Source organism: Hymenobacter sp. 102, assembly GCF_049949205.1.
In the GTDB taxonomy this organism is placed as follows: domain Bacteria; phylum Bacteroidota; class Bacteroidia; order Cytophagales; family Hymenobacteraceae; genus Hymenobacter.
Map to the genome: position 1 here is coordinate 413,625 of NZ_CP188172.1, position 23,612 is coordinate 437,236.

The window sequence follows — 23,612 nt, forward strand, 5'->3', positions numbered from 1 at the left end:
CCTTGGCCCGCATCCCCAAAGAAACCGTTGATCAGATTATTCACCACGCCGACATTGTGGAGGTAGTGGGGGATTTTGTGAGCCTGAAGCGCAAGGGCCAGAATATGTGGGCCTGCTGCCCGTTTCACCACGAGAAGTCGCCGAGCTTCTCGGTGGCCCCGGCCAAGGGGCTGTACAAGTGCTTCGGGTGCGGCAAGGCCGGCGGGGTGGTGCAGTTCATCATGGATATTGAGGGCACCAGCTACGTGGAGGCCCTGAAGTACCTGGCCAAAAAGTACGGCATCGATGTTCAGGAGGAGGAAAAGACGCCCGAACAGCAGCTGGCCCAGAACGAGAAGGACTCCCAGTTCATCGTGTCGGACTGGGCCAAGAGCCACTACCACCACCTGCTGCTCAACACCGACGAGGGCCAGGGCATTGGGCTGAGCTACCTGCGCCAGCGCGGGCTTAACCAGGCCACCATCAAAACCTTCGAGCTGGGCTACTCGCTCGACCAGTGGGACGATTTGCTGAAATCGGCCACGGCGGCGGGCTTCGAGCAGAAGTACCTGGAGAAAACCGGCCTTGTGATTCGCCGCGAGGACGACAACGGGCAGGACACCGGCCGGCGCTACGACCGGTTCCGGGGCCGGGTGATGTTCCCGATCCACAACATTTCGGGTCGCGTCATCGGCTTCGGGGCGCGCACGCTCAAGCCCAACGACAAAACGGCCAAGTACCTGAACTCGCCCGAGTCGGAGATTTACCACAAGTCGGATGTCCTCTACGGGCTCTACCAGGCCCGGCAGCCTATTCGCTCGGAGGAGTTGTGCTACCTGGTGGAGGGCTACCTCGATGTACTCAGCCTGCACCAGGGCGGCATCAAGAACGTGGTGGCCTCATCGGGTACCTCGCTGACGGACGGGCAGATTCGCCTCATCAAGCGCTACACCGACAACGTGACGGTGCTCTACGACGGCGACGCGGCCGGCATCCGGGCCTCGCTGCGCGGCATTGACATGCTGCTGGAAGGCGGCCTGAACGTGCGCGTGGTGCTGTTCCCCGATGGCGACGACCCCGACAGCTACATCCGCAAAGTAGGCGACCAGCGCTTCAAAGAGCATCTGGAAGGAGCCAGCCAGGACTTTATTCAGTTTAAAACCGACCTGGTGAGCCGCGAAGCCGCCCAGGACCCGGTGAAGAAGGCCGAAGCCATCCGCGACGTGCTGCAGAGCATCGGCAAAGTGCCCGACCCGATTAAGCGGCAGGTGTTTCTGCAGCAAACCTCGCAGGCGTTCGGTATTGATGAGCAGGTGCTCATTACGGAGTACAACAAGCTGGTGCGCAACGCTTCCCAGAAAGCCGCCGGTGGCCAGAACAGCAGCGGGAGCGGGGCGGCGGGCAGTGCCAGTGGCTACAGCGGAAATCAGCAGGCGGCGGGCGGTGGCGGACAACGCCCGACCCCGCGGCCCCTGAGTCCCGAGGAAGAGGCCGAAGCCCTGATGTACGGGGCCTCGCCCGAGGACCTGATGGGCGGGGGCGGCGACCTGCTGAGTCTCACTCCCGAGGAGCTGGAGCCCGTGCCCGACGTGCTGGCCCAGTGCGAGCGGGAGGTAGTACGGCTGTTGCTGCTGTACTCACCCCAGCCCCTGGCCCCGGAGGTATCGGTGGCCCAGTATCTGCTGGAGCAGCTGGAGGATACCAACTTCAAAACCGGCCTGTACGCCGATTTGCTGCACCTGTGCCGCGAGGAGTTGGAGCAGGGCCGCTGGCCCGAGGTGCGCACCCTCATCCAGCATGGCCGCTCCGATATCCGGGCGCTGGTGGCCGAGCTGGCTACCGAGAAGTACGAGCTCAGCCCTAACTGGACCACCCACCAGATTCACGTACCCCGGGAGCTGGACCTGCTGCAAACCGCCTGCGACAACGCCATCCTGCGCCTCAACAAGGTGAACGTGGAGCGGGAGCTGGCCGCCCGCCTCGAAGCCCTGCGCCATCCCATGGATGATGCCGCCCTGATGGAAAACCTGCAAACCATTCACCTGCTTAAGCAGATGGACAACCAGCTGGCCAATATGCTGGGTACGGTAATTCCGCGGGCGGCTATGTAACCCAGGTTGCTGGCCTGCCTGCACCCGGTCAGGATAACGCCGCCCTAGTCCTGACAGGGTGAAATCAGCGTGTTTTACGCTCGGGCGAGTCGTTTTATCTTTGCAACATGCCTGCCCCTCCGCCTGTCCAGTCCGCCGCGCTGCGCTACCTGCGCACGGTGTGGCAACGCTTCAACCTGAGCCGTTTTGTGGGCGCGCTGGCCCTCACGGCAGTTAGCCTGGCCGTGGGCATTGGTGGGTTCATGTGGATTGAGGGTTACTCCCTGCCCGACGCACTGTACATGACGATGATTACCGTCTCGACGGTAGGCTTCGGCGAGCTGCACCCGCTGTCGGGGGCCGGGCGGCTGTTCGTCTCGTTCTATATCTTCTTTAACCTGCTGATGCTGGCCTACCTGTTGTCGGTGCTCACCACCTACATCTTCGACGGAGGCCTGCGCTCTATGTTTGCCATGCTCAGAAACGACCAGGAAATCCGCCGCTACTCGGGCCACGTGATTGTGTGCGGCTTTGGCCGCAATGGCCGTAAGGCCTACCATGAGCTGCGCAGCAGCGGGGCCGATGTGGTGGTGGTAGAGCAGAGTGAAGCCCTGCTGAAAGAAGCCACTGAACTGACCGGGGAGGCCGTGGCCGCGGTTTTCGGCGACGCCACCCTCGATGATACCCTGCGTGCCGCCGGAGTGGAGCGGGCCCGCGCCCTCATCACGGCCCTGCCCAAAGACGCCGACAACGTGTTTGTGACGCTCACGGCCCGCGAGCTGGCCCCCGATATCACCATTGTGGCCCGGGCCAGCCTCAAAAGCTCCGAAACCAAGCTGCTGCGGGCCGGGGCCAGCTCGGTGGTGATGCCCGACGAAATTGGCGGTTCGCACATGGCCAATCTCATTACCCGGCCCGAGGTAATCCGGTTTCTGGACATGATTTCGGGCCTGGGCCCCAACAAGCTGCGGCTGGAAGAGCTGCGCACCGAGGAGCTGCGCGGCGAGTGGCGGGGCCTGAGTATCCGGGAGCTGGACATCCGCAGCCGTACCGGGGCCACCGTCATCGGCCTCAAGCACCAGCGCGGCGAATTCACCGTGAGCCCCTCCGCCGACATCGTACCCGTGGCCGGCGACATTTTCCTGTTCCTGGGCACCGACGAGCAGATTACCAGCCTGCTCGATCAGTTCCGTCGGTAGCCAGTAAGTAGCGCGAAGCCTTTGCTTCGCGCATAGCTGCCCGGTGCGGCGTTTCACGCGCAACGGTACGCGAGGCCAAAGCTTCGCGCTACCCGGTTCGTTGGAGGCGGGGCAGGCGCTGCTTTGTAACGGGCCGCCACTTTGTAGCTTTGCAGCCTGACCAGCCCCTTTCCTTCGTGCATATTCTGCAGCTTTGTCCGCGCGTTCCGTACCCGCCCACCGATGGCGGGGCCATTGCCATGTACGACGTGGCCGCCGGACTGGCCCGGGCCGGCCACCGCGTGACGGTGCTGGCCATCAACACGCCCAAGCACCACCAGCCCGCCACCGTGCTCGACCACCTGGGCCCCAACGTGCGGCTGATTACCGTGGACGTGAACACCAACCTCTCGCCGGTGAAAGCGCTGCGCAACCTACTATTTAGCCAGCTGCCCTACAACGTGGAGCGGTTCGTGAGCGACGCGGTAAAGGCGAAGCTGGCCGAACTGCTGGCGCAGGAGCAGTTTGACGTGGTGCAGCTGGAAGGTACCTTCGTGGCCTGGTACGCCGGGTATTGGGTGGAGCGCACAATCTCTGATGGGCCAAATTGGCGGCACCTGCCGCCCGTCATTTTGCGGGCGCATAACCTGGAGTACACAATTTGGCAGCAACTAGCTGAGCATACCAGCAATCCGCTCAAGAAGTGGTATTTAAGCAAGCTCGCGCACCGTCTGAAATGGTTTGAACACTGGATGCTGACCCGTTTCGACGCCGTGGCCGCCATAACGGAGGCCGATCAGCAGCGGATGCGCCAGATCGGGTGCCAAGAACCCGTAGTGTTCATTCCGGCCGGCGTGGACCTCAGCCGCTTCCGGCGCGACGCGACCGTGCGGCCCCGGCCCCGCACCCTGTTCATGATTGGCTCCTTCGACTGGCTGCCCAACCAGGAGGGGCTCGACTGGTTTCTGCGGGAGGTGTGGCCCGCGGCCCGGGTGCAGTTTCCGGAGCTGGAGCTGCATCTGGCCGGCAAAAACCTGCCCGAGCGGTTTGCCCAGCTGCAGGTGCCGGGCGTCACGGTGCACGGCTTCGTGGAGTCGGCGGCGGCGTTTATGCAGCAGTACGAGCTGATGCTGGTGCCCCTGCTGAGCGGGGGCGGCATGCGCATCAAGATTATTGAGGGCATGGCCCTGGGCAAGTGCATCCTGAGCACCGGGCTGGGAGCTGAGGGCATCCACGTGCGGCCCGGCTTCGATATCGTGCTCGGCGACTCGCCCGGGGAATGGCTCACGCACCTGGGGCGCTTCTACCGCGGTGAGTTGGGGCACACGGATATCGGGGAGGAAGCCGCCCGCACCATTGTCCGCCTCTACGACAACCGCCGGGTGGTGGAGAGCTTCGTCGATTTGTACACCATTCTGCAGCCCGCGCCCCGTGTTGCCGCTTCCTGAGGCCCTGGCGGCGGCCGGCCTCTGGGGCGGGCTGGGACTGGTAGCCCACACTTATGTGCTGTTCCCGCTGCTGCTGGCCCGCCTGGCCCGGGGCCGTCACCAGAACGCCAACGTATACGCGCCCGACAGCCCCGAGCTGCCGGCCGTGGATGTGCTGCTGGCCGTGTACAACGAGGAGCAGGTGATTGAGCAGAAAATCCGCTCCACCTTCGCCACCACCTACCCGCCCGAGAAGCTCACCTTCTACATCGGCTCCGATAACTCCTCGGACGGTACCAACGCCCTGGTGGAGCGGCTGGCCCGCGAGTACCCGCGGCTGCGGTTCCGGCCGTTCGGGCAGCGCACCGGCAAGCCCGGCGTGATGGATGCCTTGTCGCGGGAGGCTACGGCCCCCGTGCTGGTACTCACCGACGCCAACGTGTTTTTCACGCCCGATACGCTCTACCACCTCGTCAAGCACTTCCGCAACCCCCGGGTAGGGCAGGTGGGTGGCAACATCCTCAACCCCGACCACCGCCACGACGGTATTTCGGGCCAGGAAAAAGCCTACCTGGAGCGCGAAAACCTCATCAAGTACCAGGAAGGCGTGGTGTGGGGTAGCATGATTGGGGCCTTCGGCGGCTGTTTTGCCGTGCGCCGCGCCTGCTACCACCCGGCCCCGCGCACCTTCATCGTCGATGATTTCTTCATCTCAATGGCCGTGCTGCAGGATGGCTACCAGGCCCTCAACGAGCTGGCGGCCGTGTGCCACGAGGATGTGTCGGACAAGCTGCCGGAGGAGTTCCGGCGCAAGGCCCGCATTTCGGCCGGCAACTTCCAGAATCTGGTAGCGTTCCAGCGGCTGCTGTGGCCGCCCTGGCGGGGCGTGAGCTTCGCGTACTGGTCGCACAAGGTGCTGCGCTGGCTCACGCCGCTGCTGCTGGTGCTTATGCTGCTGTGCAATGCGGTGCTGGTGCTGCGCGGCGGGGGCTGGTTCTACCAGCTGATGCTGGCCGGGCAGATGGCCGCCCCGGCGCTGCTGCTGCTGGATGGGGCGCTGCACCGGCTGGGCATCCACCTTCGGCTGCTGCGCTTTATCACCCATTTCTACAGCATGAACCTGGCCCTGCTGCTGGGGTGCTGGCGGTTTCTGCGGGGCGTGAAAACCACCGTCTGGGAGCCTACCCAGCGGTTTCAACACAAGCGGTAAGCAGCGGGTGAGGCCGAGTGGGCATCCGCTGTCCTGGTCCAGTGCCCTGGCCGGCCTTTGCCGATTCCTGCTTATGTTGCCCGCCTGAACCTACTGGCCGTCACGGCTGCTTCGGTATGAAACCCCTTCGGATTGCCATTTTGGGCTGCGGCAACATGGGCATGGCCTTCGCCAAAGCCTTTCTGCACTACAACCTTGTGAGCCGCGCCGACCTGCTGCTGCTGGGCCGCCACCTCACGCACTGCCAGCGCCTCACCGCCGCGCACCCCGGCCTGCCCGTGGCCGAGCTCAGCCCCGCCGTGGGCGACTACGACGTGGTATTTGTGGCCGTGAAGCCCCAGGATTTTGGCACGGTGGCCGCCGGTTTGCGGGCCGTGCTGCAGCCCGGGCAGGTAGTGGTATCCATTATGGCCGGTATTCCCATGGCCCGCCTGCAGCGCGAGCTCAGCCACCGGCAGGTGATGCGGGCCATGCCCAACACGCCGGCCTTGCTGGGTATGGGCATCACCGGGTTTTCGGCCGCGCCCGAGGTGGAGCGCAGCCGCCTGCACCAGGTAGAAAACCTGCTGAACGCCACCGGCCGCTCTATTTTTCTGGAAGAGGAAAGCCTGCTCGACGCCGTAACGGCCGTGAGCGGCAGCGGGCCGGCCTACTTCTACTACATCGTGCAGGCCATGATGCAGGCCGGGCAGGAGTTGGGCTTCTCCGAATCAGTGGCCGGGCTACTGGTGAAGCAAACTATGCTGGGTGCCTACCACCTGCTGAATACCTCTGACAAAAGCCCCGACGAGCTGATAGCCGCCGTCGCCTCTAAAGGCGGCACCACCGAAGCCGCCCTCCGCGAGTTTCGGGCCGGTGGCCTGGCCGAAACCCTGGCTGCCGGCATTAAAGCTGCCCAGCACCGCGCCACCGAGCTGGCGAAAGAGTAACTGAGTAGCGGAGTAACGGAGTAGGTGCTGTTTCGCAGCAGGCCCGGACAGCCATGCATGACAGGGTTTTATCATCGTCCTCCAGTGCCGGGCTCGTAGGGTTTTACTCCGTTACTCCGCTACTCCGTTACTCTCTCGTAACTTCGCGGCACCGTTACGGGTTGTAGCGGCGTACTGCGCATTGAAGACGGCTTACCCGGGCCGAAACCGCAATCCGCGAAATTCTTTCATCCGTTTAATCCGCGCTCCATGCTGGATTCCATTGAAGACGCCATTGCCGACATCCGCGCCGGCAAAGTCGTAGTAGTCGTTGACGACGAAGACCGTGAAAACGAAGGCGACTTTATCTGCGCCGCCCGCTGCGCCACCCCCGAGGTTATCAACTTTATGGCCACCCACGGCCGCGGCCTGGTGTGCGCCCCGCTCATTGAGCAGCGCTGCGAGGAGCTGGGCCTGGAGCTGATGGTAGGCCGCAACACGGCCCTGCACGCCACCCCGTTCACCGTGAGCATCGATTTGCTCAAGAACGGCGTAACCACCGGCATTTCGGCCTCTGACCGGAGCAAGACCATCCTGGCCCTCATCGACCCCGATACCAAGCCCGAGGAGCTGGGCAAGCCCGGCCACATCTTCCCGCTGAAAGCCCGCAAGGAAGGCGTGCTGCGCCGCGCCGGCCACACCGAAGCCGCCATCGACCTGTCCCGCCTCGCGGGGTTTGAGCCGGCCGGCGTGCTGGTGGAAATCCTGAAGGAAGACGGCGAAATGGCCCGCCTGCCCGAGCTGCGCGAAATTGCTACCAAGTGGAATCTGAAGCTGATTTCGGTGCAGGACCTGATTAAGTACCGCCTCGAAAAGGAAAGCCTCATCACCCGCGAAATTTCGGTGAAGCTGCCCACCGACTACGGCGACTTCGACCTGATTGCCTACACCCAGCGCACCACCAACGCCCAGCACCTGGCCCTGGTGAAAGGCGACATTTCGGGCCCCGAGCCGGTACTGGTGCGCGTGCACAGCTCCTGCGTCACGGGCGACATCTTCGGGAGCTGCCGCTGCGACTGTGGCCCCCAGCTGCACCGCGCCATGCAGCAAATTGAGCGCGAAGGCCGCGGCGTTATCGTGTACATGAACCAGGAAGGCCGCGGCATCGGCCTGCTCAACAAGCTGCGCGCCTACAAGCTGCAGGAGCAGGGCCGCGACACGGTAGAGGCCAACCTGGAGCTGGGCTTCGGCATGGACGAGCGGGACTACGGCGTGGGCGCCCAAATCCTGCGCGACCTGGGCATCAGCAAGATGCGCCTGCTTTCCAACAACCCCCGCAAGCGCACCGGCCTCATCGGCTACGGCCTCGAAATTGTGGACTCAGTGGCCATTGAGGTGGAGCCCAACGAGCACAACGAGCGGTACCTGACCACCAAGCGCGACAAACTGGGCCACACCATCCTGCACAAGGACCGCACCCCGCACCCGGATACAGCCCCGGCTACTGCGGCGGAATAGCGTAGTGGCAGTAAGTGAACATGGGCCCCTGTCGACAGTGTGTTTGGCAGGGGCTCGTGCTTTACGTAGAAAGCCGTATCTATCGAAGAGACTTCTCGCAATAAACTAATTTCTGTGTCCCGAACATTTCGCTTTTCCGGTTTTTTGATAGTTGCGGAAATGCTTTTCGCCCTGACCGGACAGGCACAAACTAGGGTCAGCCATCCGCCTACTGCCAGTGAGGTGAAAAAGGCGGTAGAGCACTTGGCTAGCCTCACAGGAGAAGGGGACGATGGTCGGGCTGAAGGGGTGGCCCGGAAAGTGGTAGCCTATCTGAAAGCACATCGGCCCGACGAGGATGAGGCCAGCGAATTAGGCCTCACGCTGGATACTGCATTGGATGACCAAGCCCAACTGAGCGTATACAGCTTCTCCCATGAGTCGGGCGGTACCCGCGGTACGGTGCATAACGTGGTGGTACAATGGCAGAACGCGACGGGCCAGCTGTTTGCCTATCATATGCCGGTGGAGTGTGCCTTCGCAGAACTATATCGGCTCCGGGCTCCTGGCCGCAACCTGTATCTGCTACTAGGCAATGAGAAAGGCAGCGGCATTTGTCTGGGATACACGGCATACGTGCTGGAATTGAAAGGCAACTACCTGATTCTGAATAATCAGGTGTTTGACGGTATTGACCACGGCAAACAAAACGAGCTAACCACTTGCAACGTGGCAATGACGTTTGACCCTGCACGGCAGGTATTGTCATTAGATGCAGATGGTGGCCCCAACGACCCGGATGTGTATTCCGACAAGCCCTTCAAGCCGTTCAAGCTGGTATTCCGGCAGGGACGGTTTGTGCTGCTGCCGTAGCCGCCGCTGAAATCAATGGGTTTTCGTATCCTGCGTTATGAAACAGCTTCTTGGCTACCTTCTGCTGTTGCTGCCCGTAGCCGCACAGGCTCAGCGGGGGGGCGAAGGCTTTACCCAGCAGTTCAACCGGGCTTCCGTGCTGCTCAGCACCGGCGACACCCTTTCGGGCCCGGTGATGCTGCACCGCACCGAGGAAACCCTCACCATGAGCCTGCCCGATAATACGGTGCGGACCCTGCCGGCCGTGAGCGTGCAGAGTTTTGCTGTGCAGGGTGAGCGGTACGACCGGAGCCGGGAGCGGTTTTACTACGACGACTTCTACGCCATGCGGCAGGGCTACTAATACGGTAACCCGCTGTACACGCTGCCCATACCCCGCCGCCGGGAACGGCCCGATACGGCCCTGGTGCGCGTGTTCCGCACCTACCGCTGGAACCGCGGCAACGACTACAGCGACTTTCGGGCCCCGGGCTTCTTTGAGCAGCTGAGCAGCGGGCCCATCATTCTGCTGCGGCGCGAGGGCTTGGTGCAGCGTCCCATCAACTCCGGGCTAGGCCCCTACGGCGGCTACGGCTACGGTATGCCCGGCCGCACGGTGGGCTACTACACTGATGTGCAGGATTCCTTCTTCCTCGGCCTGCCCAATGGTAATGTCCTCAGCCTGCGCAACCCCAAAAAAGACCTGCTGGCCTATTTCCACGACCAGGCCCGGCGAATTGAGCAGTACGCCAAAGACAATAAGCTGAGCTACACCGATGCCCGCGAGCTGGCGTACATCGTTAACTATGCCAACTCGCTGAGCGCCGCAAAACCGTGAGCGGGTGGTCATCTTGCAGACAGCCGAAGTGGTACTACAACTGGAAATCGTAGTACCACTTCGGCTGTCTGCAAGATGACCGATGTGGTTTTTTAGAGTACCCGCAGTACCGGGTAGCGCAGGTGGGAGGTTTCGTAGTGGTCGGACTGGCGGTACACCCAATCAAGCTGGGCGGCGGCACTGGCGGCAAAGGCGGGGTCCTGCTTTTTCTTCGTCTCCAGCTGGGCACGCAGCTCGGGCCGGCGGCGCAGCAGCTCGGCGGCCACATCCTCAAACACGTAATCCGAGAAATACTCCTTCTGCTGCAGGATGCTGTCGAAGAAGCCCCAGGCAAAAAATGAGTCGGTGGCCTGAGGTTCCAGGGTTTCAATGAGGTAGCGGGCCGCCGGCTGATCGAGCGAAATCAGGTAGTCGCCGCGCAGGAAGGGGCGGGCTTGGCGCACCGGGCGCACCTGCACCTGGGAGTGCAGGTAGTGGCCCTCGTAGGGGCGCGGGGCGGTTTTGTAGTCCTGGATGTAGTAGGTTTCGCCGTTGATGACCGTATCGGCGGCCAGTTGCCGCAGCTGCACCCCCGAGAGGCGGAGGCGTTCTACCACCTCGCCCCAGGCCTGGGGCAACACGTAGGCGCGGGGGCGCTGCACCTGCACCGTGGGCCGGAAGGTGTTGCGGTACGGAACGGCTTTGGTGTAGGGTGCTTTCCGGTCATAAAACAGCCGGGGCAGGCCGCTTACCTCGCTGGGCTTGGTCTTGCCCTCAAACCCGCGGAAAGTAAATTGTTCAATCTGCGTAGTGTCCAGCCTCCAGCCTAAGGCAAACTGCTGTTGGGTTCGGGTCTGCTGGGCCGCTTCGGCCCGGGCCTGGGCCAGGGCCGCGCCATCCTGGTGCACCTGCCCAATGAGCAGGACCAGGAAATCATAGGTGGCGCGCACGCGGGGCGTGTAGGCCTTCAGCATGTGCGTTTCCGTCACAAACCCGATGGTATTGAACAGCGTGGTGTAGCCGGTGGAGTAGCGCGGCGTTTCCAGGAAGCCCACCAGGCCCCGGGCATCGGGGGTGCGGCCCTCGAAGTCAACGTAGGGCGTGAGGTGCCACTTTTTCTTGTCCATGCCGCTGTACAGGGCCGGGAGCAGGCGCTGCTGCATGTACCGGCTCAGGGCCGGGTGCAGCTTGTCCTTCTGGGTGGCAATCAGCGTCATGGTGTACTGGTAGTCGGCCCCGTTGGAGGTGTGGGTGTCCACGTACACCTCGGGCTGCCAGCGCTGAAACAGCTGGGCAAATGCGCGGGCATTGCGCGAGTCCTGCTTGATGTAGTCCCGGTTCAGGTCGAGGTTGCGGGCGTTGCCCCGGAAGCCGTAGCTCTCGGGCCCGTTCTGGTTGGTGCGGGTGGTGCTGTTGCGGTTGAGGGCCCCGTCCACGTTGTAAATCGGGATGAACACCAGCACCACGTCAGCCAGCTGCCGGCGCAGCTCTTTTTTCTGCACGTAGTCGCGGGCCAGCATCATACTGGCATCAATGCCCTCCGGCTCGCCGGGGTGAATACCGTTCTGGATGAACACAACGCGCCGCCCTTTGGCCCGGAGAGAAGTCGGTTCAAAGTCCCCGTCCAACGAAACTACCACTTCGTGCAGGGGCCGGCCACTGTCGGTCTGGCCCACTTCGCGCAGCTGAATTTCGGGGTAAGCCGCGTCCAGCTGCTGGTAGTACCCGATACACTCGGCGTGGGTAGTGGTGGTATTGCCGTTGCCTTTCTCGAAGGGCGTGCGCCAGTCGGGCGCAGGGGCGGTAGTCAGCAGCAAAGCAGAGAGGAGAGTTGCCAGCATGGAAAAGAGGTAAAATGGTCGAAAGGACGCAAGTTGGGGGAGAAGGTGACGTATAAAGAGAAGAGTCATCCTGCTTCAGGTGCAGAATGACTCTTCTCCAATCAACAACGTAGTGCACGACTTCCTCCTGATAGATAAAAAACCGGAAGTATATGCCGGGGCTTAGTGTGTTGGTTTCTTAGGGTAGTTCCGTTTCCACAGTAAGCGAATAACCAGAAAGGCAATCAAGCCGCCCGCTGCCAACACGAAAAGCAGCCAGATGATGAGGATAGTTTTGGGTGCGAGTTCCATTATGCCCGAGAATACACAGTTAGCGAGTGAGTTGCATATACAGCATCCTTAATACAGCCGGCGCGGGGCCGGAAACAGCAACTGGTCGAGGCTGTACCGGCCCGGGCCGATGAAGGCGAGGCTGAGAAACAGAATGGCTGACTCCAGGGCGTGGGAATACTGGTTAAACCCGTCGCCGTTGCTTAGGTGCACCACGGTGGCTACCACCATCGTGCCGAGCAGCAGGGCGCAGGTAAACCGAAAAAACAGCCCGATGGCCAGCAACTGACCGCCCACTGCTTCGGCGAAGGCCGCCAGAAACCCCCAAAACGCCGGAGCAAACCGAATGCCCAGCAGTTGCATGGAGCCACCCAACTCGGTCCAGGCTTCAACCCCGCCCGTAAGCTTGGGGTAGCCATGCATGGTGAACATAATCCCAATTCCGAGGCGCAGCAGCAGCAGGCCCACATCATGCGTACGGTAGCGGTTTTCAAACAATGCCATAGGCGGGCAGGGTGAGGCCAGGGGCGAAACGGATGGAAGAATGCGCTAAGCTTGGCCAAAGTACAATATTTGCTGCTAAATCCAACTGCCCTGCCCCGGGCGCTACCGGTAAAGTAATACCCCCGTGATGCGCGCCGCCGGTGGAATCTCGCTGGATTGAATCTGCTCCGGGGGCTTAGTGGGCAGGGATTTCGGATCAACCACCCAGGCCAGCTGCACCTGTCCCGATACCGCCGCCAGCCCGGCCGGGGTATTCCGAATGCGGGTGAGGCCCAGGTTCTGCCGGGCGGCCCCGAACGGCGAGCCAACCCCAATGCCCTCGGCCGTGCGATAATAGGGCGAGTAAATGCGAATCCGGCGGATGCGGTAGCCCGTACGCGCATCCCCAATGAGCTGCAGCAGGGAGGCCGGCGCGTCGGGGTGGTCGGCGTCCCGCAGCTCGTAGGCCGGCAGCGTCTGGCCTTTATCCTGGTAAGTGATGGGCGTGAGCAGGGCCTCGGGCACTACCTTTTTCAGCCGCGCCTCCGACATACCCAGGCGCAGCCGCCCGGCCCGGCCCGGACTGATCAGGTGTAGCGAATCGGGGACGGGGGCCCCCGGTGTGGGTCCTGGCACGGCGGCACTTTGCGCCACCGCTGCCGAGCCCGGCGAAACCGGGGCCGCGCTGCCATCGGCCGGAGTGAAAGGCGGGGTGCCGGGGTCGGTGGCGGTGCGGGTGGTGGTGCCCGGCTCGCAGCCGGCTAAGGCGGCGGCCAGGGGCAGGAGGGCGAACAGAAGACGAGCAGACATGCCCGCCTATACGAGGCCACCAGCGGAGTTGTTGAAAACCCGGGCGGATGGGCCGGTGTTACCTCTGGGGTGGGCGCGAAGGCCGGGTTGCGCGGCCGTTTTTACCTTTGCCCGGTTTCTCATTTATCCACTCATCCCGTTGCTTGTGACTGACACCGCCCGTAAGCCCCTGATTTTGATTTCCAACGACGACGGCATAACTGCTCCCGGCATTGCCGTACTGGTACGCGTGATGCGCCGCATCGGTGAGGTCGTTGTTGTGGCCCCCAACTCCCCGCAGTCGGGCATGGGGCACGCCATTACCATCGGGCACCCACTCCGCCTCGATGCCAGCCGGATTTTTGAGGGCGTGGAGGCCTACGAGTGCAGCGGTACCCCGGCCGACTGCGTGAAGCTGGCCAAGCACCAGGTACTGAAGGACCGGCGGCCCGACCTGGTAGTATCCGGCATCAACCACGGCTCTAACTCCGCCGTGAACGTGCTGTACTCGGGTACTATGTCGGCGGCCATTGAGGCGGCCGTGGAAGGACTGCCTGCCATTGGCTTCTCCCTCTGCGACTACGGCCACAATGCCGATTTCTCCCACACCGAGGAGTGGATTGAGTTTCTGACCCGCCAGGCTCTGGCGCACGGTATTCCGCAGGGCACGGCCCTGAACATCAACATTCCCAAAAAATCGGCGGAGCCCATTGCCGGAGCCCGCCTGTGCCGGCAGGCCCGGGCCAAGTGGCAGGAGGAGTTTGATCTGCGCCACGACCCGCATAACCGCCCGTATTACTGGCTGATTGGGTCTTTCGTGAATGAAGACCACGGCCAGGATACCGATGAGTACGCGCTGGCCAACAACTACATTTCCATTGTGCCCTGCCAGTATGATCTCACGGCCCTTTATGGGCTGCGCGAGATGAACGCCAGCTGGCAGCTCAGCCCCACGCCCACGGGAGGCAATGCCCCGGCCCCCATAACCGGCAGCGCCGAGCCCGCCCTCGGCGAATCGGCGGAAAGCCTGGGCTAAGCGCAAGGACCGTCACGCAATGAGCCCCGGCTTACCCAACCAGGGTTGGGAGTCGGGGCTCAATGCGTAAGTTGGTTTGGTTAGCGGGGCGGCAGCGAGACATGCTTGGGGTGAGCAGCAGGGTGTTCAGGCTTGCGGACCACCGGTACCGCTGCCATGTGGGGGGGCGAGGGTAAAGCCGGCGGCAGCAGCCGGCCGAGCAGCCATAGCAGCCCCAGCAGGGCCGCGGCCAGCAGCAGAAGCTTCTTCATAAACGGAGGAAAATACGTGAGCGGGCGCGCTGCCAAACGTACCGGCCTCCGCATGAAGAGCGCGTGAACCTACCGTTGCATCGTGCGCGTGCGTTGGGTGGTGTTACGACGGCTCATGGAGGCTTTGCGGGTGCTGGCGGGCGTGGTTACCGTTTGAGTTTTGGCCGTGGCGTTGTAGTTGCCGCTGGGCGTATGAACCTCGTGGGTGCGTACGGTGGTGCGGGCCGCACCGGTAGGCGTGGAGTGGGTGGTGGTGGCCGTTGTTTTTTTCTGTACGGCCTGGGCGTGAGCAGTAGCGGCAGCGGCGGCCAAACAGGCCAGTAACAGGAGCTTTTTCATGGAAACGGGGAAGGTGTAGTGGGCGTATGTCCCGTGTACGCTTCCGCCCGGCTCAGGATGCCCGCGCCCGGGTCCGGTTACGGGAATAGCAGCGAAAACGTAGTGCCTTTGCCTTCCGCCGATTCTACCGCGAGCGGGGCCTTGTGAAACTCGGCAATGGTCTGGGCAATGGGCAGCCCCAGCCCGTACCCCTCCGGGGCCGAGGCTCCCGCTTGAAACCGCCGGAACCGGTCGAAGAGGTGAGGCAGGTGCTGGGCGGCAATGCCGGGTCCGGTATCGGCCACCGACAGGCGGTAGCCACCTGCTTCGGGCCGGCCGGTTACGGTAATGCTGCCGCCCACACGGTTGTACTTCACGGCGTTGCTGATAAGGTTAAACAGCAGCGTGAACAGCAGCGTGCGGTTGGCCTGGGGCACCACGTAATCGGGCTGCAGGTCCTCCAGCAGCCGGATGTCGCGCTGGGCCAGGCGGTCTTCCAGCTCAGTAGTTACATCGGCCAGCACTACGGCCAGGGATACGGCCTCGTCGCGCAGGTACTGCTCGTTTTCGATGTTGGCAATCAGCAGCAGGGTTTTCACGGTGTTGCGCAGCCGGTACAGGGTTTTCTGCGACTCCACAATCTTGAGGGAATGGGCGTGGCTCAGTGCCGGGTCCTGCAGCATATTTTCAAACCTGGACTGCAGAATGCTCACCGGCGTCAGCAGCTCGTGCGACACGTTGGACATGAACTCCCGCTCTTTCTCGAAGGCTGTCTGCACCCGGCGCATGGTGTCATTCAAGCTGTCATCGAGGCGGCGAAAGTCGGTGGTAGTAGTTTCCAGCGGCTCATAGGAAAACGCCGAGGGATGATGCACGCCCTGCAGCTTGCGGCTGATGAGCTGGCGCAACGGGCGTAGCAGATAATGGGCAAAAGCGGCATCAGTGGCAATGGTGAGCAGGGCGGCCATTACCAGCACCCATAACGCCATGCGCTGCAACGTATCGGTGAGCAGCTCCACCGTGGCCAGCGACGAGCCGATTTCCAGCCGGTAGTTGCGGCCCGCCGTGCTGAACTGCTGGCTTAGAATCCGGAAATCCTCCACCTCATTATCCACCTGCCGGGGCTCATCGAAAATGCGGGGCGGGTGGGGACGGTGGCGCGGGTCGGCGCTGGTGGGCAGGGGCGTGAGGGTGATGTACTCCTGCTTCAAAATGTTGTAGTCGGCGTATTCCTCACCCTGCACGAACGTTGAAATACCGTCCCGCTCAATGAGAGCCAGCACTTCCGTCCGCTTTTCGTGCAGGCGCTGGTCGGTGTGGGATACGGCCACCCGGCTCACAATTGGCGGAATCACCACGGCCCCCAGCAGCACCAGCAACAACTTCGAGAGGGCATTCAGCAGGGCCAGCTTGGCTTCCAGGCGCATGGTGGAGGAGAGTAACGGAGTAAGGGAGTAACTGAGTAATTTGTGGGTGATTTATACACGTAGTCCGTGCCTGTTTCTATGTCCGATGAAAACAAGATTGCTCAGAACGAAGCCATGCGGTTACGCACCAAAACGGCCGCGCTACGGATCATCAAACTCTATCAGCAACTGCCCCGCAGTGGAGAGGCTGAGGTGCTGGGCCGGCAGATACTTCGCTCAGCCACTTCGGTAGCTGCCAATTACAGGGCAGCGTGCCGGGCGCGTTCCGCTGCGGAATTCTATGCGAAGCTGTGCATCTGCGTAGAGGAAGCCGACGAAACACAGCTGTGGCTGGAACTGCTGGGGGATGTCAGTATTGTTCCCAAGAGTCGATTGACTGATCTGGAAAACGAATATGCCCATATCACGCCATTCTCACCAGAGCCCGCAAAACGGCCTCCGGAGATAGAGTAGCGGAGTAACGGAGTAATCGTTCTGCTTGCTGGCAATTTGGCCCGGCCCGCCAAGCAGGACGATTACTCCGCTACTCCGTTACTCCGCTACTCGATACCCAATGCCGCGCACGGTTTCCAGGAAGTCGGTAGGAGCGAACTGGCTTAGCTTTTTGCGGATGTTTTTGATGTGCACGTCAATGTAGTTGGAGTCCGAGTCATCTTCCAGCACGTTGCCCCAGAGGTGTTCGCCCAGCTGCAGGCGCGTGAGCACCCGGTTTTTGTGCAGCAGCAGGTAGTGCAACAGGTCAAACTCCTTCTTGGTGAGGGCCACATCCTGGTCGTGGTGGCGCAGCGTGCGGCCGGTGGCATCCAGCTGAAAGCCGCTGCCAAACGTCAGCTCCTGCCGCTTCAGTCCGAACTTGCGGCGGGTGATGGCCTGCATGCGGCTCTGCAGCTCCAGCAATGAGAAAGGTTTGGGCAGGTAATCGTCGGCTCCCAGGTCCAGCCCCTTCACCCGGTCGTCAATGGCCCCGCGGGCCGTCAGAATAATAAACGAGGCCTCCTGCCGGTCGTTGCGCCGGGCCTCCCGCAGCAGGTCCAGCCCGTCGCCGCCGGGCAGGCCCAGGTCCAGCAGCACAAAGTCGTAGCTGTTGACGAATATCTTCTCGGAAGCCTCCGCGTAGGTATAGGCCGAATCGACGAGGTACTGGGACTGCAGCAGAAACTGCCGGACTTCCTGGTGCAGACTTTTCTCGTCTTCCACAATCAGAACGTGCATAACAGAGGCGGAATGGGCGGATGAATGGTGCAACATACGCAGCCTGCCGGTGAAGAGTACATGAAGCGGGCTCATTTGGCCGGATTTGCCGCCCAAACGGCCCGGTAGCAATCAGCCCGGGGCGCAGGTGCCAAAAAGGCCCTCCCGGGAACGGGAGGGCCTTACGGGTTACGCCGGGAAAGGAAGTATCCGATTATTTCTTCTCTATTTTCAACACGGTCACCTGCCCATCGAGCACTACGCGGGCCAGGTACACCCCGGCCGGCAGTGCGGGTAGGCCGGGCAGCGCCAGCACCGCCGCCGGGCTCAGGCTGCCGCTGAAATCGTGGGTGTACACGGTGCGGCCGGCCAGCGTACTGAGCGTTACGGTGGCCGAAGCGGGTACCGCGCCGGGGCTGCTCACGTACAGCGCCAGCTGAGTGTGGAAGGGGTTGGGCGCGGCCGTTACGGTGGCGGCTCCGGGGCCTCGGCGGGGCGTGAGCGTTATCACCGAGGAGTATGTGCTGGTGCCGTCCTGGTCTATCTGCCGCAGGCGGTAATAGCGCGGGCCGGGCTGCGTGGTGGTGTGGCGGAAAGTATAGCGGCGGGTCTGGGTAGAGCTACCGGCAGCGGCCACCCGACCCACTACCTCAAACGCCCGTCCATTAAGGCTGGCCTCGACCTCAAATGCTGCCGAATTCACCTCCTGGGCCGTATGCCAGGTCAGCTCCGAATACGTGGCCGTGGCCTGCCCCCCGAAGGAGGAGAGTGTTACGGGCAGCGGCGGATTGGAGAAGGTGGCCGTCTGGGCATTGTACGCTACAAAGGCCAGGTCGCTGTTGCCGCTCAGCAGCACCCGAAACTTGCGGATGCTGCCCACGTTGGCGCTGGTGATGCCAAAGGCGCTCAAATCGGCGGCCCAAAGGCGCAGGTCCCGGTCGGTCTGCCGAAAGCCGGTAGTCAGCGACATGGGCCGCTGGGAGGCTTCGTAAAAATCGGCCGTCCAGCTGCCCACCGGGGTAATGCTGGTGAAGGTAACCGTAACCGTATTTCCGATGACCTGGTTGTTGGCATCCAGAAACTGGTACTGATCCTGGGAGCCAGCCGGGTCGGCAATCTGGGTTACCAGAATATCCGGCGTCCCGTCGCCCAAGGAGGAGGTTACCACGTCGGAAATCGAAAAATCGAGGGACCCGTTGGGCACGTTGGCCGCACCCGTTCCCAGGTTGAGGCCGTTGCGGCCGTCGCGCAGGTAAAACGGAATATCGTTGGCCGGCGGCGGGGAGCTTGCCCCGTTGGCTACGTTATCATACAGCTCGCCCAAGCCTACTTTGGTGTTGTTGCCAATGGCTCCGCTGATGGCCAGTACCGGCAGGGCCTTAAACTGAGCGGGCGTAAAAGTAAGCTTGTTCGACTCCAGCACCGCGTCATCAACTCCGGTAGAGTACCGGATGCCGTTCAGCGAAAACGCCAGCAAATCGTGCGAATTATTAGGCTTGACCGTGTTTTTAGCCGTGGTCGAGCTTTGCCAGTAGCCGCCGAAGCTGGTTACTACTTCCGTTACGTTGTTCACGGCCTGAGCGTGCGCCCCGGTGCCGGCTAGTAGTAAAGCGGCCGCGAGCAGGGGGTATCTGTTAAGCATAGAAAGGGCAGATGGTAAGTGTGTAAGGCAGGTGTAAAGAATTGCTATTCAGAGAGCTGATAGCGGAGCAGGGACAGGGATGTGCAAAATTATGGTATAATTTCGGGGCAAAACAACACCTTCCCCAGAAATAAGTCCGCCGGATGCCGCCGAATTTCCGCTGTTCCGGCTGCTTGATTTGCCCAGAAAGTCGCTTGTTTTGTGTGGCCCGGGCTTACAGTCAAGCCTTTCTCCTGGTTTTTTACTACCCGCTGATTCCATGAACCATCGTCTTTCTCCGCTGCTGCTATTGGCGGCATTGCTGGTGCTGCTGCTCGGCAGCAACTGCAGCCGTCAGGTCTGGCAAAACCACTACGCCAAAGGATTCGACACCCGCGTGTACATCGTCCGCCACGGCGAGAAGGAACTTACACCCGGTCTGCCCGACCCGCCCCTCACCGCTGCTGGCCAGCAACGGGCTCTAGCCCTGCGCGACTCCCTGCAGCGTGATGGTATGCTGGCGGGCGTGTTCAGCACCGCCACGGCCCGCACCAAAAGCACCGCCCAGCCCCTGGCCGATAAGCTCCGGCTGCCCGTGCAGCCCTACGACGCCAAACAACTAGCCGTCCTGGCCCGGCGGGTGCGGCAGGAGTACCGGGGCAAAAGCGTGCTGGTGGTAGGCCACTCCAACACCATCTTGGAAACGGTGGAGGCCTTCGGGGCCGCCCGGCCCGTGCCCACCATCGGCGACAATGAGTACGATTACCTGCTGGAAGTGCGCATCCCGCGCGACTCTACCCGGCAACCCACCGCCTCGGCCCGCCGCTACGGAGCCGCCAGTCACTGACCTCAGGCAACCCGGCGGCCGTTTTCGGTTCTATGGGGCACCTTTACGCGAAATTCTTTCTCTCTCCCGATGCCTACACCTTTCTTCCGCCGGGCCCTGGGGCTGGCGGCCGTGCTGCTGACCACCGCGCCCCTGGCGGCCACCGCCCAAACCACCATCGACTCGGTGGCCATCCGCAAAATCTACGATGAGGCCCTGGCCCGCGGCCAGAGCTACGACAACCTGCGCTACCTCACCGGCCAGATTGGCGGCCGGCTCAGTGGCTCGCCCCAGGCCGAGCAGGCCGTGCAGTGGGGCAAGGTGACGATGGAAAAGATGGGCCTTGACCGGGTGTATCTGCAGGAGGTGATGGTGCCGCATTGGGTGCGGGGCGCAAAGGAAAAAGCCCAGATAAAAGGCTCTAAGGGCAAGGGCCTGAACCTGAATGTGTGCGCCCTGGGGGGCTCGGTGGGCACCGGCGGTAAGCTGAAAGCCCAGGTGATTGAGGTGCAAAGCCTGCAGGAGCTGGCTGCCCTGCCGGCCGAGAAAGTGAAGGGCAAATTCGTGTTCTTCAACCGCCCCATGAACCCACTGTACATAGAAACCGGCCGAGCCTACGGCGAGGCCGGTGACCAGCGCCGCAGCGGTGCTGCCGAGGCCGCCAAGCGCGGAGCCGTGGGCGCACTGGTGCGCAGCCTCTCCCTGGCCCACGACGACTTCCCGCACACCGGCACCATGCGCTACGAGGACAACGTGGCCAAAGTACCCGCCGCCGCCCTTAGCACCAATGGGGCCGACGAGCTGAGCCAGCTGCTGAAAGCCGACCCCGACCTGACCGTGGAGCTGGAAATGAGCTGCCAGCAGCTGCCCGAAACCAAGAGCTACAACGTCATCGGTGAAATCAAGGGCTCGAAATATCCCGAGGAAATCATCAGCGTGGGCGGCCACCTCGACTCCTGGGACCTGGGCCAGGGTGCCCACGACGACGGTACCGGCTGCACCCAGAGCATGGAGGTGCTGCGCCTGCTGAAAGCCACCGGCCTGCGCCCCGAGCGCACTATCCGGGCCGTGCTGTTCATGAATGAGGAAAACGGCGTACGGGGCGGCAATAAGTACGCTGCAGAGGCCAGAGCCCTCAAGGAAAAGCATCTGGCCGCCATGGAGTCGGATGGGGGCGGGTTTACGCCCCGGGGGTTCTCCATTGAGGCCGACCCGGCCACGGTGCGCAAAATCCAGAGCTGGCAGCCCCTGTTCCGGCCCTACGGCAGCGGGGAGTTCACCACCGGCCACTCTGGCACCGATATCGAGCCCCTCAAAGAGCAGGTGAAAGCCCTGGTAGGCTACCACTGCGACTCCCAGCGCTATTTTGACCTGCACCATACCGCCGCCGACACCTTCGACAAAGTAAACCGCCGGGAGCTGGAACTGGGCGGAGCCAGCATGGCTGCTCTCATTTACCTGATGAGCAAATACGGCCTGTAGCGCAGCCCGAAAGGTCATTTCAACGCCCGCTAGCGGGGGCGCGTACTCCTGCGTGCCCCCGTGAGCGGGCGTGTTTGTTGGCGTAACTTATCGGCATGGATTTATATCTCGTTGCGTTTCTGCTGCCCCCGGCGGCCAGCCAACCAGTGTGGGCCCTGAAACAGGAAGTACACCGGCTCACAGGCAGCCGCAACGCCATTCGGCTACCGCCCCACCTTACGCTGCTGCCGCCCCTGCGCCGCCCACCTGAGTTTGATGGGGAGTTACGGCAGCTGCTGGCGGCCTTCGCCGCCGAAACGCCCGCCTGTCCGGTGGCGCTGCGCAACTTTGCCTGGTTTCAGGACCGGACGCTGTATGTGTGCGTTGAGCCGGATACCGGGCTGCAGCAACTGCACCATCGGTTTTATCAGCTCTGCGCCCGGGAACTGCCTGCCGTGCCGCTACCCACGCGCCCGTTTGTGCCGCACGTAACCCTGGCTACCCGCGACCTGCCTCCGGATCAGGTGCCGGCCCTGCGGGCGCTATTCGCGCCGCGCTCCTTCGCGGCCGATATCGTGCTGAACGAGTTGGTGCTGTTTCGGCACACCGGGCAGCAGTGGGAGGCTGAAGCCCGGTTTTACCTCCCAGCCACGCCGGTTAAGTAACCAACCAGAAACACGCCCGCCCGGCTCAGGCGAGTCGGGCGGGTGGGGGAGAATAATTTCAGCGGGCGAAAGTATTATTCGGCGCTGGCGTTTTTGCGGGGACGGCCGGGGCGCTTGCCGTTGGCGTTGACGGCGCGGGGCTTGCGTTCTTTTTTAACTACTTTATAACCGGGCTCCAACATTTCGTTGAGCTCCGTCATCAGCTCATTTACTTTCGTTACCTGCTTACGGATTTGCGAAAGTACAGCATCGTTTTCTTCGGCATTAGCCAGAATTTGTTGCAGTTTGTTTAGATCAGCAGTTGCCATTGAGCAAGAAATTTATTTGGGAGAGAAAATGGAAGTTCAAATGTGCGGTTTTTTAGCGAAAATATAAACCTGTAATTAATAAATAAGCGGATTAGGTGACGAGCTATTCTTAAATACCATCAAGAATATAGCAGTTGCTCGTGCGATTCTGTGAATTGACTACGCTTACGCGGATTGTTGCAGGATGTTTCTGAGATTCAGTAAGAAAGCCTGAATTAATTAATTGCGCGCGGAACAGGCCAGCTGCAACCAAGCCGAACATTCTGAATATTACAACGGCCGGCTTGGTTCCGGAGAAATAAATACGCCTAGTTCTGCTCCAGAATCTGAAACAGCTCATCAAGCTTAGGCGTCAGAATAATTTCGGTGCGACGATTGAGGGCTTTATTCTGGGGCGAGTCATTGGTGGCTACGGGTACGTATTCGGCCCGGCCTGAGGGGGTAACCTGCCCGGCCGGTAAGCCGGCCTGCGTTAGAATACGCGTTATTTCAGTGGCCCGTAGCACGCTCAGGTCCCAGTTGTCACGCATACCGGCGGTGCCCCGCGCAATGGGTACATTATCGGTGTGGCCCTCCACCAGTACATTCACATCCTGATTACCCTTCAGGGCGGCAGCTAATTTGGTCAGAGCATCCTGGCCTTTGGGGTCAACTTTGGTGGAGCCGGATTTAAATAACAATTGCTCGGAAAGTGATACATATACTTTTCCGTTGCGCACGTTTACCTGTAAATCCTGAGCGTTAAATCCAAGCAGCGCATCACCCACTTTCTGGCGCAACGCTTTTACTGCCGCATCTTTCTGATCCAGGATGCGCTGCATCTCCGCAATGCGCTGTTCCTTGCTGCGCAAATCGGCTGAGAGCTGGGAATTTTCCTGCTGCGCCCCGCTTAAATTAGCATTCAACTGGTTTACCTGCTGATTTTTAGATAGCAGACTGGTGCGTAAGGCTTCTTCGTTTTGCGTTTTCTCCTGTTGCAGCGCCGTCTTTTCTACCATCAGCTGGTCGCGGGAGCGAGTGGCGTCGTTATACTGGCTTTGCAGCGCGGTATATTTCTTCTGCGAAACACAGTTGGCAGTGCCAACCAATAAACCAATACCGCAGGCGGCGTGCAGAAAACCCAATGGAAGAGAATATTTCATGGCAAAAAATTAATTAAAGCAGATG

Annotated in this window: 24 protein-coding genes; 14 read left to right on the forward strand and 10 right to left on the reverse strand. The window is 61.7% G+C overall.

From position 1 onward, the window contains the following. Nucleotides 1-2 precede the first annotated feature (2 nt). From dnaG to ACN19L_RS01800, 9 genes are all read left to right on the forward strand, one after another. Nucleotides 3-2,090: a DNA primase gene (gene dnaG, locus ACN19L_RS01760; protein ID WP_426491836.1), complete on the forward strand. Its 2,088-nt coding sequence runs from the start codon at nucleotides 3-5 to the stop codon at nucleotides 2,088-2,090. Nucleotides 2,091-2,197: 107 nt separating this feature from the next. Then, on the forward strand, nucleotides 2,198-3,268 hold the full coding sequence (locus ACN19L_RS01765) for a potassium channel family protein (protein WP_426491837.1): 1,071 nt from the start codon (nucleotides 2,198-2,200) through the stop codon (nucleotides 3,266-3,268). Nucleotides 3,269-3,417: 149 nt separating this feature from the next. Continuing rightward, nucleotides 3,418-4,695, forward strand: a complete 1,278-nt coding sequence (locus ACN19L_RS01770; protein WP_426491838.1) for a glycosyltransferase family 4 protein — start codon at nucleotides 3,418-3,420, stop codon at nucleotides 4,693-4,695. Further along, nucleotides 4,679-5,884 carry a glycosyltransferase gene (locus ACN19L_RS01775; protein WP_426491839.1) on the forward strand — a complete coding sequence of 402 codons (1,206 nt, stop codon included), beginning with the start codon at nucleotides 4,679-4,681 and terminating at the stop codon, nucleotides 5,882-5,884. Before ACN19L_RS01770 ends, ACN19L_RS01775 begins: the two co-directional genes overlap by 17 nt. 116 nt (nucleotides 5,885-6,000) lie before the next feature. After that, on the forward strand, nucleotides 6,001-6,813 hold the full coding sequence (gene proC, locus ACN19L_RS01780; protein WP_426491840.1) for a pyrroline-5-carboxylate reductase: 813 nt from the start codon (nucleotides 6,001-6,003) through the stop codon (nucleotides 6,811-6,813). 249 nt (nucleotides 6,814-7,062) lie between these two features. After that, entirely contained in the window at nucleotides 7,063-8,310 is a 1,248-nt protein-coding gene (locus ACN19L_RS01785; RefSeq protein WP_426491841.1) for a bifunctional 3,4-dihydroxy-2-butanone-4-phosphate synthase/GTP cyclohydrolase II, read from the forward strand. 159 nt (nucleotides 8,311-8,469) lie between these two features. Continuing rightward, on the forward strand, nucleotides 8,470-9,162 hold the full coding sequence (locus ACN19L_RS01790) for a hypothetical protein (protein WP_426491842.1): 693 nt from the start codon (nucleotides 8,470-8,472) through the stop codon (nucleotides 9,160-9,162). A 37-nt stretch (nucleotides 9,163-9,199) separates the two neighbouring features. Next, nucleotides 9,200-9,505 carry a hypothetical protein gene (locus ACN19L_RS01795; RefSeq protein WP_426491843.1) on the forward strand — a complete coding sequence of 102 codons (306 nt, stop codon included), beginning with the start codon at nucleotides 9,200-9,202 and terminating at the stop codon, nucleotides 9,503-9,505. A gap of 63 nt (nucleotides 9,506-9,568) precedes the next feature. Further along, nucleotides 9,569-9,979 (forward strand): hypothetical protein, encoded by a 411-nt coding sequence (locus tag ACN19L_RS01800; RefSeq protein WP_426491844.1) that lies wholly within the window; start codon nucleotides 9,569-9,571, stop codon nucleotides 9,977-9,979. 92 nt (nucleotides 9,980-10,071) lie between these two features. On the opposite strand, the gene ACN19L_RS01805 is transcribed toward ACN19L_RS01800, so the two are convergent. From ACN19L_RS01805 to ACN19L_RS01815, 3 genes are all read right to left on the reverse strand, one after another. Then, nucleotides 10,072-11,799 carry a M14 family metallopeptidase gene (locus ACN19L_RS01805; RefSeq protein WP_426491845.1) on the reverse strand — a complete coding sequence of 576 codons (1,728 nt, stop codon included), beginning with the start codon at nucleotides 11,797-11,799 and terminating at the stop codon, nucleotides 10,072-10,074. Between the two features lie 339 nt (nucleotides 11,800-12,138). Then, the gene (locus tag ACN19L_RS01810; protein ID WP_426491846.1) at nucleotides 12,139-12,573 is read right to left on the reverse strand and encodes a DoxX family protein; all 435 of its coding nucleotides are present in this window, start codon (nucleotides 12,571-12,573) and stop codon (nucleotides 12,139-12,141) included. Nucleotides 12,574-12,675: 102 nt separating this feature from the next. Then, nucleotides 12,676-13,362 (reverse strand): hypothetical protein, encoded by a 687-nt coding sequence (locus ACN19L_RS01815; RefSeq protein ID WP_426491847.1) that lies wholly within the window; start codon nucleotides 13,360-13,362, stop codon nucleotides 12,676-12,678. A 145-nt stretch (nucleotides 13,363-13,507) separates the two neighbouring features. Between ACN19L_RS01815 and surE the strand changes: the two genes are divergently transcribed. Further along, nucleotides 13,508-14,377, forward strand: coding sequence for a 5'/3'-nucleotidase SurE (gene surE / locus ACN19L_RS01820; protein WP_426491848.1), 870 nt, complete (start codon nucleotides 13,508-13,510; stop codon nucleotides 14,375-14,377). Nucleotides 14,378-14,457: 80 nt separating this feature from the next. Here the strand turns inward: surE and ACN19L_RS01825 are convergent, their stop codons facing one another. The 3 genes from ACN19L_RS01825 to ACN19L_RS01835 all read right to left on the reverse strand — a co-directional run bounded on the left by ACN19L_RS01825 (nucleotide 14,458) and on the right by ACN19L_RS01835 (nucleotide 16,373). Beyond that, nucleotides 14,458-14,628 (reverse strand): hypothetical protein, encoded by a 171-nt coding sequence (locus tag ACN19L_RS01825; RefSeq protein ID WP_426491849.1) that lies wholly within the window; start codon nucleotides 14,626-14,628, stop codon nucleotides 14,458-14,460. Between the two features lie 69 nt (nucleotides 14,629-14,697). Then, on the reverse strand, nucleotides 14,698-14,967 hold the full coding sequence (locus ACN19L_RS01830; RefSeq protein ID WP_426491850.1) for a hypothetical protein: 270 nt from the start codon (nucleotides 14,965-14,967) through the stop codon (nucleotides 14,698-14,700). Between the two features lie 77 nt (nucleotides 14,968-15,044). After that, nucleotides 15,045-16,373 carry a sensor histidine kinase gene (locus ACN19L_RS01835; RefSeq protein WP_426491851.1) on the reverse strand — a complete coding sequence of 443 codons (1,329 nt, stop codon included), beginning with the start codon at nucleotides 16,371-16,373 and terminating at the stop codon, nucleotides 15,045-15,047. A 78-nt stretch (nucleotides 16,374-16,451) separates the two neighbouring features. On the opposite strand from ACN19L_RS01835, the gene ACN19L_RS01840 reads away from it, so the two are divergent. Further along, nucleotides 16,452-16,826 carry a four helix bundle protein gene (locus ACN19L_RS01840; RefSeq protein WP_426491852.1) on the forward strand — a complete coding sequence of 125 codons (375 nt, stop codon included), beginning with the start codon at nucleotides 16,452-16,454 and terminating at the stop codon, nucleotides 16,824-16,826. Between the two features lie 78 nt (nucleotides 16,827-16,904). Here the strand turns inward: ACN19L_RS01840 and ACN19L_RS01845 are convergent, their stop codons facing one another. Together ACN19L_RS01845 and ACN19L_RS01850 are read right to left on the reverse strand one after the other, a co-directional pair. Further along, a complete protein-coding gene (locus ACN19L_RS01845) occupies nucleotides 16,905-17,585 on the reverse strand; it encodes a response regulator transcription factor (RefSeq protein ID WP_426491853.1) in 681 nt (226 codons plus the stop codon). A gap of 193 nt (nucleotides 17,586-17,778) precedes the next feature. Continuing rightward, a complete protein-coding gene (locus ACN19L_RS01850) occupies nucleotides 17,779-19,206 on the reverse strand; it encodes a T9SS type A sorting domain-containing protein (RefSeq protein WP_426491854.1) in 1,428 nt (475 codons plus the stop codon). 259 nt (nucleotides 19,207-19,465) lie between these two features. On the opposite strand from ACN19L_RS01850, the gene ACN19L_RS01855 reads away from it, so the two are divergent. The 3 genes from ACN19L_RS01855 (at nucleotide 19,466) to ACN19L_RS01865 (ending at nucleotide 22,137) form a co-directional block, all read left to right on the forward strand. Continuing rightward, nucleotides 19,466-20,032: a SixA phosphatase family protein gene (locus tag ACN19L_RS01855; protein ID WP_426491855.1), complete on the forward strand. Its 567-nt coding sequence runs from the start codon at nucleotides 19,466-19,468 to the stop codon at nucleotides 20,030-20,032. Nucleotides 20,033-20,101: 69 nt separating this feature from the next. Then, entirely contained in the window at nucleotides 20,102-21,493 is a 1,392-nt protein-coding gene (locus tag ACN19L_RS01860) for a M20/M25/M40 family metallo-hydrolase (protein ID WP_426491856.1), read from the forward strand. Nucleotides 21,494-21,588: 95 nt separating this feature from the next. Next, on the forward strand, nucleotides 21,589-22,137 hold the full coding sequence (locus ACN19L_RS01865) for a 2'-5' RNA ligase family protein (protein ID WP_426491857.1): 549 nt from the start codon (nucleotides 21,589-21,591) through the stop codon (nucleotides 22,135-22,137). Nucleotides 22,138-22,211: 74 nt separating this feature from the next. Here the strand turns inward: ACN19L_RS01865 and ACN19L_RS01870 are convergent, their stop codons facing one another. Together ACN19L_RS01870 and ACN19L_RS01875 are read right to left on the reverse strand one after the other, a co-directional pair. Further along, a complete protein-coding gene (locus tag ACN19L_RS01870) occupies nucleotides 22,212-22,445 on the reverse strand; it encodes a hypothetical protein (RefSeq protein WP_426491858.1) in 234 nt (77 codons plus the stop codon). A gap of 308 nt (nucleotides 22,446-22,753) precedes the next feature. Next, nucleotides 22,754-23,587: an OmpA family protein gene (locus ACN19L_RS01875; protein WP_426491859.1), complete on the reverse strand. Its 834-nt coding sequence runs from the start codon at nucleotides 23,585-23,587 to the stop codon at nucleotides 22,754-22,756. Nucleotides 23,588-23,612 lie beyond the last annotated feature (25 nt).